The organism is Roseovarius sp. MBR-154, assembly GCF_053628595.1.
In genome coordinates this window covers 178,770-194,554 of record NZ_JBRJGR010000001.1, presented here as the reverse complement: position 1 = coordinate 194,554, position 15,785 = coordinate 178,770, and the positions used below count along the sequence as shown (strand labels likewise).

The following is a 15,785-nucleotide window of genomic DNA, read 5'->3' as shown; positions in this document are numbered from 1 at the left end:
CCATGACGGCACGGGATCGGTTTGATGCGGATATGGCCGGGCGGCTCGAGGGGCTGCGCGAGGAGGGGCTCTACAAGACCGAGCGGGTGATCGCCTCGATGCAATCCGGCGAGGTGCGGCTTGCGGGTGGGGCAGAGGTGGTGAACCTTTGCGCCAACAATTACCTTGGACTGGCGGATGACCCTGAGGTGATAGCGGCAGCGCATGCGGCGCTCGACCGATACGGGTTCGGCATGGCGAGCGTCCGGTTCATCTGCGGCACGCAGGAGGAGCATAAAGAGCTGGAGGCGCGGATTGCCGGGTTTCTGGGGCAAGAGGATGCGATCCTTTATGCCGCCGCGTTCGATGCCAATACCGGTTTGTTCGAGACTATTTTAGGCCCCGAAGACGCGATTGTCAGCGATGCGCTCAACCATGCGAGCATCATCGACGGGGTGCGGCTGTGCAAGGCGCAGCGCTGGCGTTATGGCAATCGCGACATGGCGGATCTGGAGCGCTGTCTGAAGGAGGCGGCGGGGGCGCGGCATCGGTTGATCGCCACCGACGGCGTGTTCTCGATGGACGGGTATTATGCGCCGCTTGACGAGATCTGCGATCTGGCGGAGCGGTATGATGCGCTGGTGATGGTGGATGATTGCCACGCCACGGGGTTCGTGGGCGCGACCGGGCGCGGCACGCCGGAGCGGTTCGGGGTGATGGAGCGGGTGGATATCCTGACCGGCACCTTGGGCAAGGCGCTGGGCGGGGCTTCGGGCGGCTATACGGCGGCGAGCCGACAGGTCGTGGACTGGCTGCGGCAGCGATCCCGGCCTTACCTTTTCTCCAACACGCTGGCACCGGTGATTGCGGGCGCTTCGCTCAAGGTCTTTGACCTGCTGGAGGATGGCGCGACGTTGCGCGCGCGGCTATGGGAGAATGCGGCGTATTTCCGCGAGCGGATGGGCGCGCTTGGGTTCGAGCTCTTGCCCGGGGAACATGCGATCATCCCGGTGATGCTGCGCGACCCGAAACTGGCGCAGGAGATGGCGGCCAAGCTGAACGAGCGCGGTGTCTATGTCACCGCGTTCTCGTTCCCGGTGGTGCCGAAAGGGCAGGACCGCATCCGCACGCAGATGAGCGCCGCGCTGAGTCGCGACATGCTGGACCGGGCGATTGATGCGTTCGAGGCTGTGGGACGCGAGTTGGGGGTCATTGCATGACGCCGCTGCCGTCAGTGATCGAGGCGATTGGCGACACACCGCTGATCGAGTTGCATCGCATCGGCGCGGCGCTCGGCCTTGAGGGGCGGTTGCTGGCCAAGCTCGATTATCTCAGCCCCGGGTTTTCCAAGAAGGATCGCGCGGCGCGGGCGATCATCGAGGCGGCGCGCGCGAGTGGTGACTTGCGCGACGGGCAGGTGGTGGTCGAACTGACCTCGGGCAACATGGGCACGGGGCTGGCGATTGTCTGCGCGGTGCTGGGGCATCCCTTTGTCGCGGTGATGAGCGAGGGCAATTCCGAGGAGCGGGCGCGGATGATGCGCGGCCTCGGCGCGGAGGTGGTGCTGGTGCGCCAAGCCGAGGGCGCAAAGCCCGGTGAGGTATCGGGGGCGGATCTGGCGCTGGTTGAGGAGGAGGCGCGGAGGATCACGGCGGATCGTGGCGCGTTCCGGGCCGATCAGTTCGCGCGAGAGGGCAACCCGGAGGCGCATGCGCGTGGCACTGCGCCCGAGATCTGGGAGCAGTCGGGCCATGCGGTGACGGCGTTCTGCGATTTCGTCGGCTCTGGCGGCACCATCGGCGGCGCGACGCGGTTCTTTGCGCCACTTGGCGTGCGCTGCTACGCGGTGCATCCTGACCGGGCCGATCATCCGATACAGGGCGGCGGATACTCGATGCCCGACCTCAAGCATCTGCGCGGGGTCGATCTGGCGGGCGATGTGACGGTTACGGGGGAAGAGGCGGCGGAGCATGCGCGGCTGTTGGCCCGGACCGAGGGGATTTTTGGCGGCTATTCCGCCGGGGCCAATCTGGCGGCGGCGATCCGGCTGTTGCGAGGGCCGGAGCGGGGTGGTTGCGTGGCGTTCGTGGTTTGTGACAGCGGGTTGAAATATCTGAGCACCGATTTGTGGGGGCAGGGCAATGCAGAATGAAATGAAGGCGCTGGTAAAGGCGCGGCCCGAGCCGGGGCTATGGATGGAATACGTTCCGGTGCCAGAGCCCGGCCCGGCAGATGTGCTGATCAAGGTGAAGAAGTCGGCGATTTGCGGCACCGATGTGCATATCTGGAAATGGGACGAGTTCAGCGCCAAAACCGTGCCCGTACCGATGGTGGTGGGGCATGAGTTTGTCGGCGAGATCGTCGATTGTGGGCCTGCGGCGGTGAAATACCGGATTGGCCAGAGGGTTAGTGGCGAGGGGCATATCGTCTGTGGCACCTGCCGCAATTGCCGCGCGGGGCGGGGGCATCTGTGCCGCAACACGAAAGGTGTCGGCGTGAACCGGCCCGGCAGTTTCGCGGAATATCTCTGTATTCCCGAGAGCAACGTGGTGCCGATCCCCGAGGACATCCCCGACGAGATCGCGGCGATTTTCGATCCGTTCGGCAATGCGGTGCATACCGCGCTCAGCTTTGATCTGGTGGGGGAGGATGTGCTGGTCACCGGGGCGGGGCCCATCGGCATCATGGGCGCACTGGTGGCCCAAAAGGTGGGCGCGCGCAAGGTGGTGATCACCGACATCAACCCCTATCGCCTTGATCTGGCGCGGCGGATGGGGGTGCAGCATGTGGTCGATGTGGGCAATCAGCAGTTGCGCGACGTGATGGACGAGATCGGCATGACCGAAGGCTTTGACGTAGGCCTTGAGATGTCGGGCGCCTCGGCGGCGATGCAGCAGATGATCGCGCGGATGAACAATGGCGGCAAGGTCGCGCTTCTGGGGATCGCGCCCATCGAATTTGCCGTGGACTGGAACGCGGTGATTTTCAAGATGCTGCATATCAAAGGCATCTATGGCCGCGAGATGTTCGAGACCTGGTACAAGATGATCGCGCTGGTGCAATCGGGGCTCGATGTTTCGGGGCTGATCACGCATCGGATCGGGATCGACGCGTTCGAGGACGGCTTTGCCGCGATGATTTCGGGCAATTCCGGCAAGGTGGTGATGGACTGGTGAGGCGTCAGGCCGAACGCAGACCGGTCTTGACCAGAAGCCCCTTGCGCTTGGCCTCGTAATAATAGCCGCGCGCATACCAGCCGATCGCCTCGTCCGGGTCGCCGTCGGCCACGAGATAGGCGCCGCGCAGGTATTTGAGGCCGTATTTCAGATTGGTCTCGGCATCGAGCAACGCCTCGGGCGGGCCGCGATGGCCCATGGTGCGCGCGGTCTGTGGCAGGATCTGCAAGAGGCCGTAATACGGCCCGTTGCGCGCCCCCGGACGGTGCCTGCTTTCGCGGATCGCAAGGCGATGCACGAGGCTGCGCGGCAGCTCGTAGTGATCGGCGTAGCGGTTGATCAGGTGGCGCAGCTCCGGTGTCTCGTTGGGATGAAGCGGCAGCTCGGAGGGGGCGCTGCGGCTGACCTCCTGAGGTGCGGCGCAGGCGCCAAGCGGGGCTGCGAGGAGGAGGCCGAGGACAAGGCGGCGCGAGGGAAGGGGCATGGCGGCTCCGAGATGGGTTTGCGGGCAGAATGCCTGCGCGCGCCGCGCCATACCAGAGGCTTCATCCGCCACCGGCGAAACCTTGCCATTCCACGCGGGTCGCGCCATGTAGGACGCATGAGCAAGGTTCTTTTCTCCTTTGGCCATGGCTACTGCGCCCGCGCCCTCGCGGCGCGGCTGCTGCCGCAGGGGTGGCGCATCTATGGCACCACGCGCGATGCCGACAAGGCCGAGGTCTTGCGTGCCGAGGGTGTGGTGCCGCTGCTATGGGACGGCGATGACCTTGCACCCGCCCTGCACGAGGCCACCCATCTTCTGAGTTCCGCTGGCCCATCCGAGGACGGCGACCCGGTGCTGGCCCGTTGGCGGGGGGAAATCGCCGCCATCGCGCCACGCCTCGCCTGGGCGGGTTACCTGTCGACCACCGGGGTCTATGGCGACCATCAAGGGGGATGGGTGGATGAGGACACGCCCCTCACTCCCTCGACCAAACGCGGGCGGTTGCGGGTCGCGGCCGAGGCCGAGTGGCAGGCGATCCCCGGCCTGCCGCTGCATATCTTTCGCCTTGCGGGCATCTACGGCCCCGGGCGCGGCCCGTTCGAGAAAGTCCACCAAGGCACGGCGCGGCGCATCGTCAAGCCGGGGCAGGTGTTCAGCCGCATTCATGTCGACGATATCGCGCAGGTGCTGGAGGCGTCGATCATGGCCCCGCGCCCCGGCACCGCCTACAACCTCTGCGATGATGACCCCGCCCCGCCGCAGGATGTGATCGCCCATGCCGCCGAATTGCTGGGCGTGGCCGTGCCGCCGGAGGTGCGCTTTGACGAGGCCGAGTTGAGCCCGATGGCGCGCTCTTTCTACGCCGAATCGAAACGAGTCTCGAACCGGCGCATCAAGGAGGATCTGGGCGTGCGCCTGATCCATCCCGACTATCGCCACGGGTTGCGCGCGCTTCTGGCCGAAGAGGGCTGACCGGCCCTTTCACTGTTCCAAAAATACTCAGAATCCCGGCACCCCAACGAAAAAGGGCCGCGCAGTGCGCGACCCTTTCCTTGGCTGCAAAGCCGGGGGATGATTTACATCATGCCGCCCATGCCGCCCATGTCGGGCATGCCGCCGCCGCCACCGGCGCCTTCTTTCTGCGGCTTGTCGGCCACCATCGCCTCAGTGGTGATCAGGAGGCCGGCGATCGAAGATGCATCCTCGAGCGCGGTGCGGACAACCTTGGCCGGGTCGATCACGCCGAACTTGAACATGTCGCCATATTCATCGGTCTGCGCGTTGTAGCCGAACTTGAGATCGTCGCTTTCGCGGATCTTGCCCGCGACGACGGAGCCGTCGACACCGGCATTCTCGGCGATCTGGCGCAGCGGCGCTTCGAGCGCGCGGCGCACGATGGCGATACCGGCGTTCTGGTCGCTGTTGGCGCCTGTCAGACCTTCGAGCGCCTTGGCCCCTTGCACGAGGCTGACACCACCGCCGACGACGATGCCTTCCTGCACGGCAGCCCGGGTGGCGTTCAGCGCGTCATCGACGCGGTCCTTGCGCTCTTTCACCTCGGTTTCGGTCATGCCGCCAACGCGGATCACGGCCACACCACCGGCCAGCTTGGCGACGCGCTCCTGGAGCTTTTCGCGGTCATAATCCGAGGTGGTGTCCTCGATCTGCTGACGGATCTGGGCGACGCGCGCCTCGATTTCCTTCTTCTCGCCATGGCCGTCCACGATGGTGGTTTCGTCCTTGGTGATGTTGATCGTCTTGGCCGAGCCGAGCATGTCCATGGTCACGGATTCGAGCTTCATGCCGAGATCTTCCGAGATCACCTGGCCGCCGGTCAGGATCGCGATGTCCTGCAGCATGGCCTTGCGGCGATCGCCGAAGCCCGGTGCCTTGACGGCCGCGATCTTGAGACCGCCGCGCAGCTTGTTCACGACGAGGGTCGCGAGGGCTTCGCCTTCGACATCCTCGGCGATGATCAGGAGCGGCTTCTGGCTCTGGATCACCTGCTCGAGCAGCGGCACCATCGGCTGGAGGCTCGAGAGTTTCTTCTCGTGCAGCAGGATGAGGCAGTCATCGAGCTCTGCGACCATCTTGTCGGAGTTGGTCACGAAATAGGGGCTCAGATAGCCACGGTCGAATTGCATGCCCTCGACCACGTCGGTCTCGGTCTCGAGGCCCTTGTTCTCCTCGACGGTGATGACACCCTCGTTGCCGACCTTCTGCATCGCGTCGGCGATCTGACGGCCGATTTCGGCCTCGCCATTGGCCGAGATGGTGCCGACCTGGGCGACTTCGTCGGAGTTTTCGACCTTGCGGGCGGCGGCCTTGATGTGGGCCACGACCTTGGAGGTGGCGAGGTCGATGCCGCGCTTGAGGTCCATCGGGTTCATGCCCGCGGACACGGCCTTGACGCCCTCTTTCACGATGGCCTGGGCCAGCACGGTGGCGGTGGTGGTGCCGTCGCCGGCCTCGTCATTGGTGCGCTGAGCCACTTCCTTGACCATCTGCGCGCCCATGTTCTCGAACTTGTCTTCCAGTTCGATTTCCTTGGCGACAGAGACACCGTCCTTGGTGATGCGCGGCGAGCCGAAGCTCTTTTCCAGCACGACATTGCGGCCCTTGGGGCCGAGCGTCACCTTGACCGCATCGGCCAGGGTGTTGACGCCGCGCAGCATGCGGTTGCGGGCGTCGGTGTTAAAGCGTACGTCTTTTGCAGACATGTTCAGATGCTCCTGATTTCTATGGGTTCCGGATCAGACGAAGCGCGGCGTTCAGGCAGCCTTGGCGGCCTTGTCGGCGTCGATGATGCCCAGAATGTCGCTTTCCTTCATGATCAGCAGCTCTTCGCCGTCGATCGTGACTTCGGTGCCGGACCATTTGCCGAACAGAATGGTGTCGCCGGCCTTCACGGCCATCTCGATCAGCTCGCCATTGTCCTTGCGCGCGCCGTCACCAACGGAGACGACCTGGCCCTGCTGGGGCTTTTCCTTGGCGGTCTCGGGGATGATCAGGCCCCCGGCGGTTTTCTCTTCGCTTTCAACGCGGCGGACAAGCACGCGGTCATGCAGCGGTTTAAATGCCATCTCTGAGGCTCCTTGGCTCAAAGTTACTCCCTATGATCCCTACGCGGGGATCGTTAGCACTCCCCTCGGGTGAGTGATAACGGCGCATAGGTAGGGATAGGCCGTGGCCGAGTCAACACCCTTGATCACGAAAATCGTCGGTGTCGGATCAAGGCTGCCGGGTCGGCCTGATGCCGAACCGAGGTCAAGGCCGGGATTTGTCCTTGAGCTGCAGTTGCCGCATCCCGCGCGAAACGCACCGAAGGTGCCGCGCGATCGCCGGGCCGTCCCGCGGCCTGGCGATTTGAGGGGGCGTGCAACGTGTTGGGGTTACACGGGTTTTGCCGGGATAAAGTACCTCCTACACACGTTGCATCGCCAGTCCCCGGCCCTGCGATCACGCCGCACCTTCTGGCGGGGTGCTATGACCCACTCAAGGCCAAAGTCTCCCGCCCCACCTGCTGTGATCCACTCGCCTGTGCCTCGCTCCGCGTCATCCTCTGGCTTGACCAGAGGATCTCCGCCGCCAGAGACCCTCGGATCAAGTCCGAGGGTGACGGAGGAGCGGGAAGACCGAAAGGAACGCCTTGATTGCCGCAGTGCAGCATCACTGGGTGACAAACCCCGCGAGCGCGCCTATAAGGCGCGCCGAAGCATTCACGATCATTGAGGATACGCATCATGACCACCCTTGTTTTCGGCCACAAATCCCCTGACACCGATTCCACCGGATCGCCGATCCTCTGGGCCTGGTATCTCAACGAGGTGAAAGGTGGCGACGCCGAGGCCGTCCTGCTGGGCGAGCCCAATACCGAGGCCGCCTTCCTGCTGACCAAATGGGACCTGCCCAAGCCGCGCATCATCTCGAATGTCGAGGACGGTCAGGCTTGCGTCGTGGTGGACACCAACAACCCCGCCGAACTGCCCGCCAATATCAACGGCGCCGACGTGCAGGCGATCATCGACCATCACAAGCTGGTCGGCGGGTTGGAGACCAAGGGCCCGATCGACATCACCATCCGCCCGCTGGCGTGCACCGCGACGATCATGGTCGACCTTATGGGCGACGACGCCGCCCGCATGCCCGACTGGGCCAAGGGCGCGGCGCTGACCTGCATCCTCAGCGACACGCTGGAATTCCGCTCGCCCACCACCACCGACCATGACCGCGCCGTGGCCGAGAGCCTCGCCGCCGATCTCGGGATTTCGATCCCCGACTACGCCGCCGAGATGTTCGCCGCGAAATCCGACGTGTCGGCCTTTTCCGATGCCGAACTGCTGCGGATGGATTCCAAGGAATATGCGGTCGGCGGCAAGAAATTCCGGGTCAGCGTTCTGGAGACGACCGCGCCGGCCACCGTGCTCGACCGCAAGGCCAGCCTGATGGACAGCATGACCACCGTCGCCGCCGAGGACGGTGTCGATCAGGTGCTCTTGTTCGTAGTGGATATCCTGAATGAAGAGGCGACGCTGCTGGTGCCGAACGATCTGGTCAAAGCGCTCGCCGAGAAAAGCTTTGGCGCGACTGTCTCGGGCGATGCCGTGGTGCTGCCCGGCGTGATGAGCCGCAAGAAGCAGATCATCCCCAATCTCGCGCTCTGAAGTCAGAACGATCCACGAAAAAGGCCCGCGGGGGACACCTCCCGCGGGCCTTTTCATTGGCGGCGGGGATGCTCAGCCCCGACCGGCCTCGATCACATCCTCGACCGTGCGCAGCCCGGTGCGCGGCGCCTGAACCAGCACTGCCATGTTGCCGGGCTTGTGTTCGTTGTTCAGCATCTTGGTATGTGCCTGCGGGATCTCGTCCCACGGGAACACCTCGGACATGCAGGGATCGAGACGGCGCTCGACCATCAGCTTGTTGGCCGCCGCCGCCTGCTTGAGATGGGCGAAATGGCTGCCTTGCAGGCGCTTTTGGTGCATCCACATGTAGCGCACGTCGAAGGTGCAGTTAAAGCCGCTGGTGCCTGCACAGATCACCACCATGCCGCCCTTCTTGCACACCAGCGACGAGACCGGAAAGGTCGCCTCGCCGGGATGCTCGAAGACCATGTCGACATTGACGCCCTTGCCGGTGATGTCCCAGATCGCCTTGCCGAACTTGCGCGCCTCTTTCAGCCAGGCGTTGTATTCGGGCGTGTTGACCGTGGGCAGTTGACCCCAGCAGTTGAATTCCTTGCGGTTGATGACGCCCTTGGCCCCCTGATCGAGAACGAACTGCCGCTTGCTCTCGTCCGAGATGACGCCGATGGCGTTGGCCCCGGCGGTGTTGGCCAGCTGGATCGCGTAAGACCCCAGACCGCCCGAGGCGCCCCAGACAAGCACGTTCTGCCCCGGCTTGAGGTCATGCGGCGCGTGGCCGAAGAGCATCCGGTAGGCGGTGGCGAGCGTCAGCGTGTAGCAGGCGCTTTCCTCCCATGTCAGGTGCTTGGGGCGCGGCATGAGCTGCTGCGCCTGCACGCGGGTGAATTGCGAGAATGACCCGTCCGGCGTCTCGTAGCCCCAGATCCGCTGCGTGGGCGAGAACATCGGATCGCCGCCGTTGCACTCCTCGTCATCGCCATCGTCCTGATTGCAGTGGATCACCACCTCGTCGCCGACCTTCCAGCGTTTGACCTTCTCGCCCACTTTCCAGACGATGCCCGACGCGTCGGACCCGGCGATGTGATAGTCCGCGCCGTGGCCATCAAAGGGGCTGATCGGCTGGCCGAGACCGGCCCAGACGCCGTTATAGTTGACGCCCGCCGCCATCACCAGAACCAGCACCTCGTGGCTGTCGATCTCCCAGGTATCGACCACCTCCTGCTGGAACGAGGTTTCCGGCTCGCCATGGCGCTCGCGGCGGATTGCCCAGGCATACATATGCTTGGGCACATAGCCGAGCGGGGGCAACTCGCCGACCTCGTAGAGGTCTTTTTCCGGTGCGTCATAGGGCGCGATGCCCGTCTCGTTGTCCAAAGCCATAGTCAGCCTCCTCGTGATCGCGTGCCGCAGTGCAGAATCGCGGCGCTCTGACCTTGGGATACTGAGGGATTGGTAATATTGCAATAGCACGGAGTGCAAATTTTGTAATTTTATGACCGAGCGAGTGCAGAAAAATCGCTCATCCAGCGCTGCGACTGCGAAAAAGATGGGCGATGGAGGCGGCGTAATAGGTCAGCAGCGGGCGTTCGGCCTCAATGACGGAAAACGCGCCGTGACGCTCCTCGATCATCCCGCGTTTGCGCAACACGGTAATGCCAAAGCGGATCGCATAGGCCAGATCGTCGCGCGGCAGATGCAAATGCGCGCGCGGGGCCTCTGCCAGCATCGCCGCGATGCGGGTATCGAGCGCCTCGCGGCTCAGCGGCTCCTCGGCGAGCATCAGCGCGCGCGCCACCAGTGGCACCGGCAGCACCGGCACCTCGGCCCCGATCCGGGCCATCAGTGCGCGTGCCAGCCCCTCGACTCCGCCCGACGGGTGATCCACCTGATAGGCGCGCAGCGACATCGGCGCGCCAAAGCTGACAGCCGCATAGCCGTGGCGATGATAGCGCCCGCGCAGACGCAGCCAGCCCTGCCGCAGGATGAACCGCGCCACCACGCTGATCCGCGCCGGAAAGCGTCGGCCGCCCGCCTGATCGGCGGCAACCAGCAGCCGGTCCTCGAACACCCGGTCGTAATTCAGCGCCACGGGCACAAAGACCACATCACGTCCATCCGGCGTGCGCTCCTCGACAAGGTACTTGAGCAGGCCAAGGCGCGGTTCCTGCAAGCCGCCATTCAGGCTCAGCCCGCCCTCGGGGAACATCGCCTGCGTGACGCCGCCATCAGTGGCCATGCCCACATAGCGCGCCAGCACCCGACGATAGAGCGCGCCGCGCGATTTGCGGCGGATGAAATAGGCCCCCATGGCCTTGATCAGCCGCGACAGCGGCCAGACCCGCGCCCATTCCCCCACGGCATAAGACAGCGCCGAGCGTTCGGCGGCGAGCCACGTGACCAGCACGTAATCCATGTTGGAGCGGTGATTCATCACGAAGACGACCGTCGCGTCGCGGTCGATCCCGGTCAGGGTGTCGGCGAAATGCCCCAGACGGACGCGGTAGAGCGACCGGCTCAGCCATTTCGCCAGCCTGATGGCGATGCCGAAATAGGCGGTGGCGGAAAAGCTGGGCACGATTTCGCGCGCGTAGCCTTTAGCCTTCTCGAAGGCGACATTCTCGGGGATGCCTTCCTTGCGGGCATGTTCGGCGATGGCGCGGCTCACCTCGGGGTCGTAGATCAGGCGCTGGATCATGTCGTAGCGGCGCGCCAGTTTGAACGGCTCGATGGGCCGCTCCAGCCGCGCGTTGAGGCGGGCGACGGCGCGCTCCATCCGGCGGCGAAAGAACCAGCGGACGGAGGGAAAGAGGAAATGCGATGCAAAGGTCACGCCCGCGAAGGCGATCAACAACAAGAGCGCCCAAAGGGGCATGTCGACCGTTTGTGTCATTGCGCCAGATAAGCAGGGAACGCGGGGGCGGTAAATGGGGGGCGCGTCATCCTCTGGCTCGACCAGAGGATCTCTTGGCCGGGAGATCCTCGGATCAAGTCCGAGGATGACGGGGGAGAGGCCGGAGACGCGGGACCGGCGCATATGCCGCGATGCAGCGAATTGACAGCGCCAGTTTGTTGCCGCTACATTGCGCGGAACGTAAGAAAATTGCGCAACCTGATTCACGAGGCCCGTACATGTCGCAGACGCAGAAAGATCGCCCCTGGCTCATCCGCACCTATGCGGGCCATTCGACGGCGCAGGCCTCGAACGCGCTCTATCGCTCGAACCTCGCGCGCGGGCAGACCGGCCTCTCGGTGGCCTTCGATCTGCCGACGCAAACCGGCTATGACAGCGATCACGTGCTCGCCAAGGGCGAGGTCGGCAAGGTCGGCGTGCCGGTCTGTCATCTGGGCGACATGCGCGCGCTTTTCGATCAGATCCCGCTCGATCAGATGAACACCTCGATGACGATCAACGCCACGGCGCCGTGGCTCTTGTCGCTCTATATCGCGGTGGCCGAGGAGCATGGCGCGGATACCACTGCCCTGCAAGGCACGGTGCAGAACGATCTGATCAAGGAGTACCTGTCGCGCGGCACATACATTTGCCCGCCCAAGCCGAGCCTGCGGATGATCGGAGACGTGGCCGAATACTGCTACAAGCATGTGCCCAAATGGAACCCGATGAATGTCTGTTCCTACCACCTGCAAGAGGCCGGCGCGACGCCCGAGCAGGAGCTGGCCTTTGCGCTGGCCACCGCAGTCGCGGTGCTGGACGAGTTGCAGCCGCGCGTGCCGGAGGAGGATTTTCCGATCCTTGCCGGGCGGATCTCGTTCTTTGTCAACGCAGGCATCCGCTTTGTCACCGAGATGTGCAAGATGCGCGCCTTCGTCGATCTGTGGGACGAGATTTTGCAGGCGCGTTACGGCGTCGAAGACCCCAAGTTCCGCCGCTTTCGCTATGGGGTGCAGGTCAATTCGCTTGGCCTGACGGAGCAGCAGCCCGAGAACAACGTCTACCGCATCCTGATCGAGATGCTGGCGGTGACGCTGTCGAAAAAGGCCCGCGCGCGGGCGGTTCAGCTTCCGGCCTGGAACGAGGCGCTTGGCCTGCCGCGTCCCTGGGACCAGCAATGGTCGATGCGGATGCAGCAGATCCTCGCCTATGAGACGGACCTTCTGGAATTCGACGACCTGTTCGAGGGCAACCCGGCGGTGGATGCCAAGGTCGAGGCGCTGAAAGACGGCGCGCGGCATGAGCTGGCCAATCTCGACAGCATGGGCGGCGCGGTCTCGGCCATCGAGTACATGAAATCGCGGCTCGTGGACAGCAACGCCGAACGCCTAGGCCGGATCGAGCGCAACGAGACCGTGGTCGTCGGCGTGAACAAGTGGCAGGAGGGCGAGCCCTCGCCGCTGCAGACCGAGGATGGCGGGATCATGGTGGTCGACCCGGCCGTCGAGGCAGACCAGATCGGACGGCTGGAGGAGTGGCGGCGCGCGCGCAACGCAGGCGCGGTCAAGGCGGCGCTTGCGGATTTGCGGGCGGCGGCAGAGGCCGGGGAGAATATCATGCCCGCCTCCATCGCGGCGGCGAAGGCGGGCGTGACGACGGGGGAATGGGCCGAGCAGATGCGCGCCATTCACGGCGAATATCGCGGGCCCACCGGCGTCTCACGCAGCCCGTCGAACATGACCGAGGGGCTGGATGAGATCCGCGATGCCGTGGACGCGGTCAGCGACACGCTCGGGCGGCGTCTGAAATTCCTCGTCGGCAAGCCGGGGCTCGACGGCCATTCCAACGGGGCAGAGCAGATCGCCTTCCGCGCGCGCGATTGCGGGATGGATATCGGCTATGAAGGAATCCGCCTGACGCCCGAGCAGATCGTCAATGCCGCGCAGGACGAGGGCGCGCATGTGGTGGGTCTGTCGATCCTGTCAGGCTCGCACATGCCGCTGATGGAGGAGCTGATGGAGCGGATGCGCAACGCAGGTCTCGGGCATGTGCCGGTGATCGTCGGCGGCATCATCCCGGAAGACGATGCCCGCCGATTGCGCGAAATGGGCGTGGCGCGGGTCTATACGCCAAAGGATTTCGAGCTGAACACGATCATGATGGATATCGTGACGCTCGCCGATCCGCGCGCGGTGGCGGCGGAATGATCCGCCACGTCCGTGCGCGTTACTCTTCGCGCACTTCCGTGATGCGGGCGATGATGCGCTGATTGAGCGCCTCATTCTCACCGGCGGCGTTTGCGATGGCGATATAGCTGTCGATATCCATATTCTCGACCTCGCCCACGGCGGCAAACGCGGCTTCGTTCGCCTCCTCGACAAGTTCCTTTTGCGCGGCCTCGTCTTCGGTGGACTCGATCTGCGGGGTGTACTCGTTGCGCACCTCCTCGATGGCGAGGATCGCCTCGACAAAGGCGTCGACCTGCGTGTCGGTCACGTCTTCGGCGGCGATTTCAGGCACATCTGTCGGTTGCGCCTGTTGCGCGGCGAGCGGGGTGGTGAAGGCGAGCGCGGCGGCGCCGAGCAGCGTTGCAAGCTTGGTTTTAAAGGTCAAATCGGTCTCCTGTTGACTGGTCTGATGTCCCGCAGCGGGCGCGGGACGCCTGCCGCAACGTGGGGAAGCGGCGGCGGGGTGGCAACCCGTTCGGCGGAAAAATGCCGGGAGCGCGCACGGATCGGCTCTGGTCTTGCCAGCCCGGGTCGCGCAAGATGGCGCGCGTCGATAATGCAGGAGAGAGCCCTTGGCGTTGACCATCCGCCCCATCGAGACCGGCGACAAGCCCGCCTGGGCGCCGCTCTGGCGGGCCTATCTGGACTTCTACGAGACAACCCTGCCCGAGGCCGTCTATGACGTGACCTTCGAGCGGCTGACCTCGCCCATGCATCCCGATCAGAACGGTCTGATCGCCGTGCAGGACGGGGGCGCGGTGGGGCTGGTGCATACCATCTATCATCCGCATAACTGGCGGGTGGAGAAGGTGTGTTACCTGCAGGATCTCTTTGCCGCCCCGGAGGTGCGCGGCATGGGCGTGGGGCGGGCGCTGATCGAAGCGGTCTATGCGCGCGCGGATGCCGATGGTTGCCCGTCGGTCTATTGGATGACGCAGGAGTTCAACCACACCGCGCGGCGGCTATATGACCGGATCGGGACGCTGACGCCTTTCATCAAGTACAGCCGGTAGCGGACGGGCCCTAGCCGCTGCCGATCAGTACGCCTGCGGCAAAGACCAGCGCGCCGCCCAGGACAACCTGAAACGCCGCGCGGAAGAACGGGGTTTCCATGTATTTGTTCTGAATCCAGGCAATTGCCCAAAGCTCGATGAAGACGACGACAAAGGCGATGATCGTGGCGGTCCAGAAATCGGGGATGAGATAGGGCAGGGCATGGCCCAACCCGCCCACGGTGGTCATCACGCCCGAGGAGAGGCCCCGCTTGAACGGGCTGCCGCGGCCCGAAAGCTCTCCGTCATCGCTGGCGGCCTCGGTGAAACCCATGGAAATGCCCGCCCCGATGCTGGCTGCCAGACCGACGAGAAAGGTGGTCCAGGTGTCCTGCGTGGCAAAGGCGGTGGCAAAGATCGGGGCCAGCGTCGAGACGGAGCCGTCCATCAGACCGGCGAGGCCCGGTTGCACCCATGTCAGCACGAACTGCCGCTTGGCGGTGCGATCCTCGACGTCGCGGGCGTCGCCGCCGAGATGCTCTTGCTGTAACTCCTCGGCGCGGGTCTGGTGGCCCGCCTCGGCGGCGGCGAGATCGCCCAACAGCTTGCGGGTGGCGGCGTCGCGGCTGTGCTGTGCCGCCTTGAGATAGAAGGCTTCGGCGTCGCGCTCCATCGCCTCGGCCTCGTCGCGGATACGCTCTATCCCGAGGTTTTCCACCAGCCAGATCGGGCGGCGTGCATAGAAGCCCGCCACGTGTTCGCGGCGAATCAGCGGGATCACCTCACCAAAGCGAGAGCGATGCAGTTCGATCAGGCGCTGGCGGTGGCCGTCCTCCTCACGCGCCATGCCGTCGAACATGGCGGCGCTGTCGGGGTAATCGGCGCGCAGCATCTCGGCATAGGAGCGGTAGATGCGCGCGTCGTCTTCCTCGGACGAGATCGCGAGGGCAAGGATTTCCTGCTCGGACAGGTCCCTGAAGCGGCGGCGGGAGGAGAAACCGGGAATCATGTTGGGCCTCGATTTAGAATAATTCTAATCTATGCCATGGGGGATGATATTCAACCGGGATTTGCCATGCGCGAAAAAGTGAACCGAGTTGTTTAGTTTTGTCTTGATAAGTGAACTAGACTGTTTAGATATAAACTGAACCGAGTAGTTCAATTATGGAGTTGACCATGAAACAAACCCTCACCGTCATCGCCCTGTCGCTGTCGTTTGTCGCGGCCCCCGCACTGGCCTTCAGCGTGAACACCAGCACGCTCACCCCGACATTGACCTATCCCGAGCCCGCACCGCAGCCGGTCACCAAGGATCAGGGCGGGATCGCCAAGTAAATCCCGCCGGGCCGCCGGTCAGGCGGCCCGCTCATCCGGCGCGAACGCGGATCTG

Annotated in this window: 15 protein-coding genes; 8 read left to right on the top strand and 7 right to left on the bottom strand. The window is 64.4% G+C overall.

The window, feature by feature from the left end; genetic code table 11:
- Nucleotides 1-2: 2 nt before the first annotated feature.
- Genes ACSSV4_RS00930 through tdh form a run of 3 tightly spaced genes read left to right on the top strand, consistent with a single transcriptional unit; the run spans nt 3 to nt 3,155 of the window.
- On the top strand, nt 3-1,199 hold the full coding sequence (locus ACSSV4_RS00930; RefSeq protein ID WP_454272842.1) for a glycine C-acetyltransferase: 1,197 nt from the start codon (nt 3-5) through the stop codon (nt 1,197-1,199).
- The gene (locus tag ACSSV4_RS00925; RefSeq protein WP_454272840.1) at nt 1,196-2,131 is read left to right on the top strand and encodes a PLP-dependent cysteine synthase family protein; all 936 of its coding nucleotides are present in this window, start codon (nt 1,196-1,198) and stop codon (nt 2,129-2,131) included. The genes ACSSV4_RS00930 and ACSSV4_RS00925 overlap by 4 nt, the downstream gene beginning before the upstream one ends.
- A 1-nt stretch (nt 2,132) precedes the next feature.
- Entirely contained in the window at nt 2,133-3,155 is a 1,023-nt protein-coding gene (gene tdh, locus ACSSV4_RS00920) for an L-threonine 3-dehydrogenase (RefSeq protein WP_454273383.1), read from the top strand.
- A 4-nt stretch (nt 3,156-3,159) separates the two neighbouring features.
- Here the strand turns inward: tdh and ACSSV4_RS00915 are convergent, their stop codons facing one another.
- Complete coding sequence (locus ACSSV4_RS00915) at nt 3,160-3,639, bottom strand: transglycosylase SLT domain-containing protein (RefSeq protein WP_454273381.1); 480 nt, start codon at nt 3,637-3,639, stop codon at nt 3,160-3,162.
- A gap of 117 nt (nt 3,640-3,756) precedes the next feature.
- Between ACSSV4_RS00915 and ACSSV4_RS00910 the strand changes: the two genes are divergently transcribed.
- Complete coding sequence (locus tag ACSSV4_RS00910) at nt 3,757-4,611, top strand: SDR family oxidoreductase (protein ID WP_454272838.1); 855 nt, start codon at nt 3,757-3,759, stop codon at nt 4,609-4,611.
- 104 nt (nt 4,612-4,715) lie between these two features.
- On the opposite strand, the gene groL is transcribed toward ACSSV4_RS00910, so the two are convergent.
- Complete coding sequence (gene groL, locus ACSSV4_RS00905) at nt 4,716-6,359, bottom strand: chaperonin GroEL (RefSeq protein ID WP_454272836.1); 1,644 nt, start codon at nt 6,357-6,359, stop codon at nt 4,716-4,718.
- Between the two features lie 51 nt (nt 6,360-6,410).
- The gene (gene groES, locus ACSSV4_RS00900) at nt 6,411-6,722 is read right to left on the bottom strand and encodes a co-chaperone GroES (RefSeq protein ID WP_454273380.1); all 312 of its coding nucleotides are present in this window, start codon (nt 6,720-6,722) and stop codon (nt 6,411-6,413) included.
- 660 nt (nt 6,723-7,382) lie between these two features.
- On the opposite strand from groES, the gene ACSSV4_RS00895 reads away from it, so the two are divergent.
- Nucleotides 7,383-8,303 carry a manganese-dependent inorganic pyrophosphatase gene (locus tag ACSSV4_RS00895; protein WP_454272834.1) on the top strand — a complete coding sequence of 307 codons (921 nt, stop codon included), beginning with the start codon at nt 7,383-7,385 and terminating at the stop codon, nt 8,301-8,303.
- Nucleotides 8,304-8,375: 72 nt separating this feature from the next.
- Here the strand turns inward: ACSSV4_RS00895 and ccrA are convergent, their stop codons facing one another.
- Both ccrA and ACSSV4_RS00885 read right to left on the bottom strand, forming a co-directional pair.
- Nucleotides 8,376-9,665, bottom strand: a complete 1,290-nt coding sequence (gene ccrA, locus ACSSV4_RS00890; protein WP_454272832.1) for a crotonyl-CoA carboxylase/reductase — start codon at nt 9,663-9,665, stop codon at nt 8,376-8,378.
- Nucleotides 9,666-9,804: 139 nt separating this feature from the next.
- Nucleotides 9,805-11,175, bottom strand: a complete 1,371-nt coding sequence (locus ACSSV4_RS00885) for a 1-acyl-sn-glycerol-3-phosphate acyltransferase (protein WP_454272830.1) — start codon at nt 11,173-11,175, stop codon at nt 9,805-9,807.
- 152 nt (nt 11,176-11,327) lie between these two features.
- Here ACSSV4_RS00885 and ACSSV4_RS00880 point away from each other — a divergent pair, with 152 nt between their 5' ends.
- Complete coding sequence (locus ACSSV4_RS00880) at nt 11,328-13,382, top strand: methylmalonyl-CoA mutase family protein (RefSeq protein WP_454272828.1); 2,055 nt, start codon at nt 11,328-11,330, stop codon at nt 13,380-13,382.
- 19 nt (nt 13,383-13,401) lie between these two features.
- Here the strand turns inward: ACSSV4_RS00880 and ACSSV4_RS00875 are convergent, their stop codons facing one another.
- Nucleotides 13,402-13,788, bottom strand: a complete 387-nt coding sequence (locus ACSSV4_RS00875) for a DUF4168 domain-containing protein (RefSeq protein ID WP_454272826.1) — start codon at nt 13,786-13,788, stop codon at nt 13,402-13,404.
- Between the two features lie 187 nt (nt 13,789-13,975).
- On the opposite strand from ACSSV4_RS00875, the gene ACSSV4_RS00870 reads away from it, so the two are divergent.
- Complete coding sequence (locus ACSSV4_RS00870; protein ID WP_454272824.1) at nt 13,976-14,416, top strand: N-acetyltransferase family protein; 441 nt, start codon at nt 13,976-13,978, stop codon at nt 14,414-14,416.
- A gap of 10 nt (nt 14,417-14,426) precedes the next feature.
- On the opposite strand, the gene mbfA is transcribed toward ACSSV4_RS00870, so the two are convergent.
- A complete protein-coding gene (gene mbfA, locus ACSSV4_RS00865) occupies nt 14,427-15,404 on the bottom strand; it encodes an iron exporter MbfA (RefSeq protein WP_454272822.1) in 978 nt (325 codons plus the stop codon).
- A gap of 167 nt (nt 15,405-15,571) precedes the next feature.
- Here mbfA and ACSSV4_RS00860 point away from each other — a divergent pair, with 167 nt between their 5' ends.
- Nucleotides 15,572-15,730: a hypothetical protein gene (locus ACSSV4_RS00860; protein WP_454272821.1), complete on the top strand. Its 159-nt coding sequence runs from the start codon at nt 15,572-15,574 to the stop codon at nt 15,728-15,730.
- Nucleotides 15,731-15,785 lie beyond the last annotated feature (55 nt).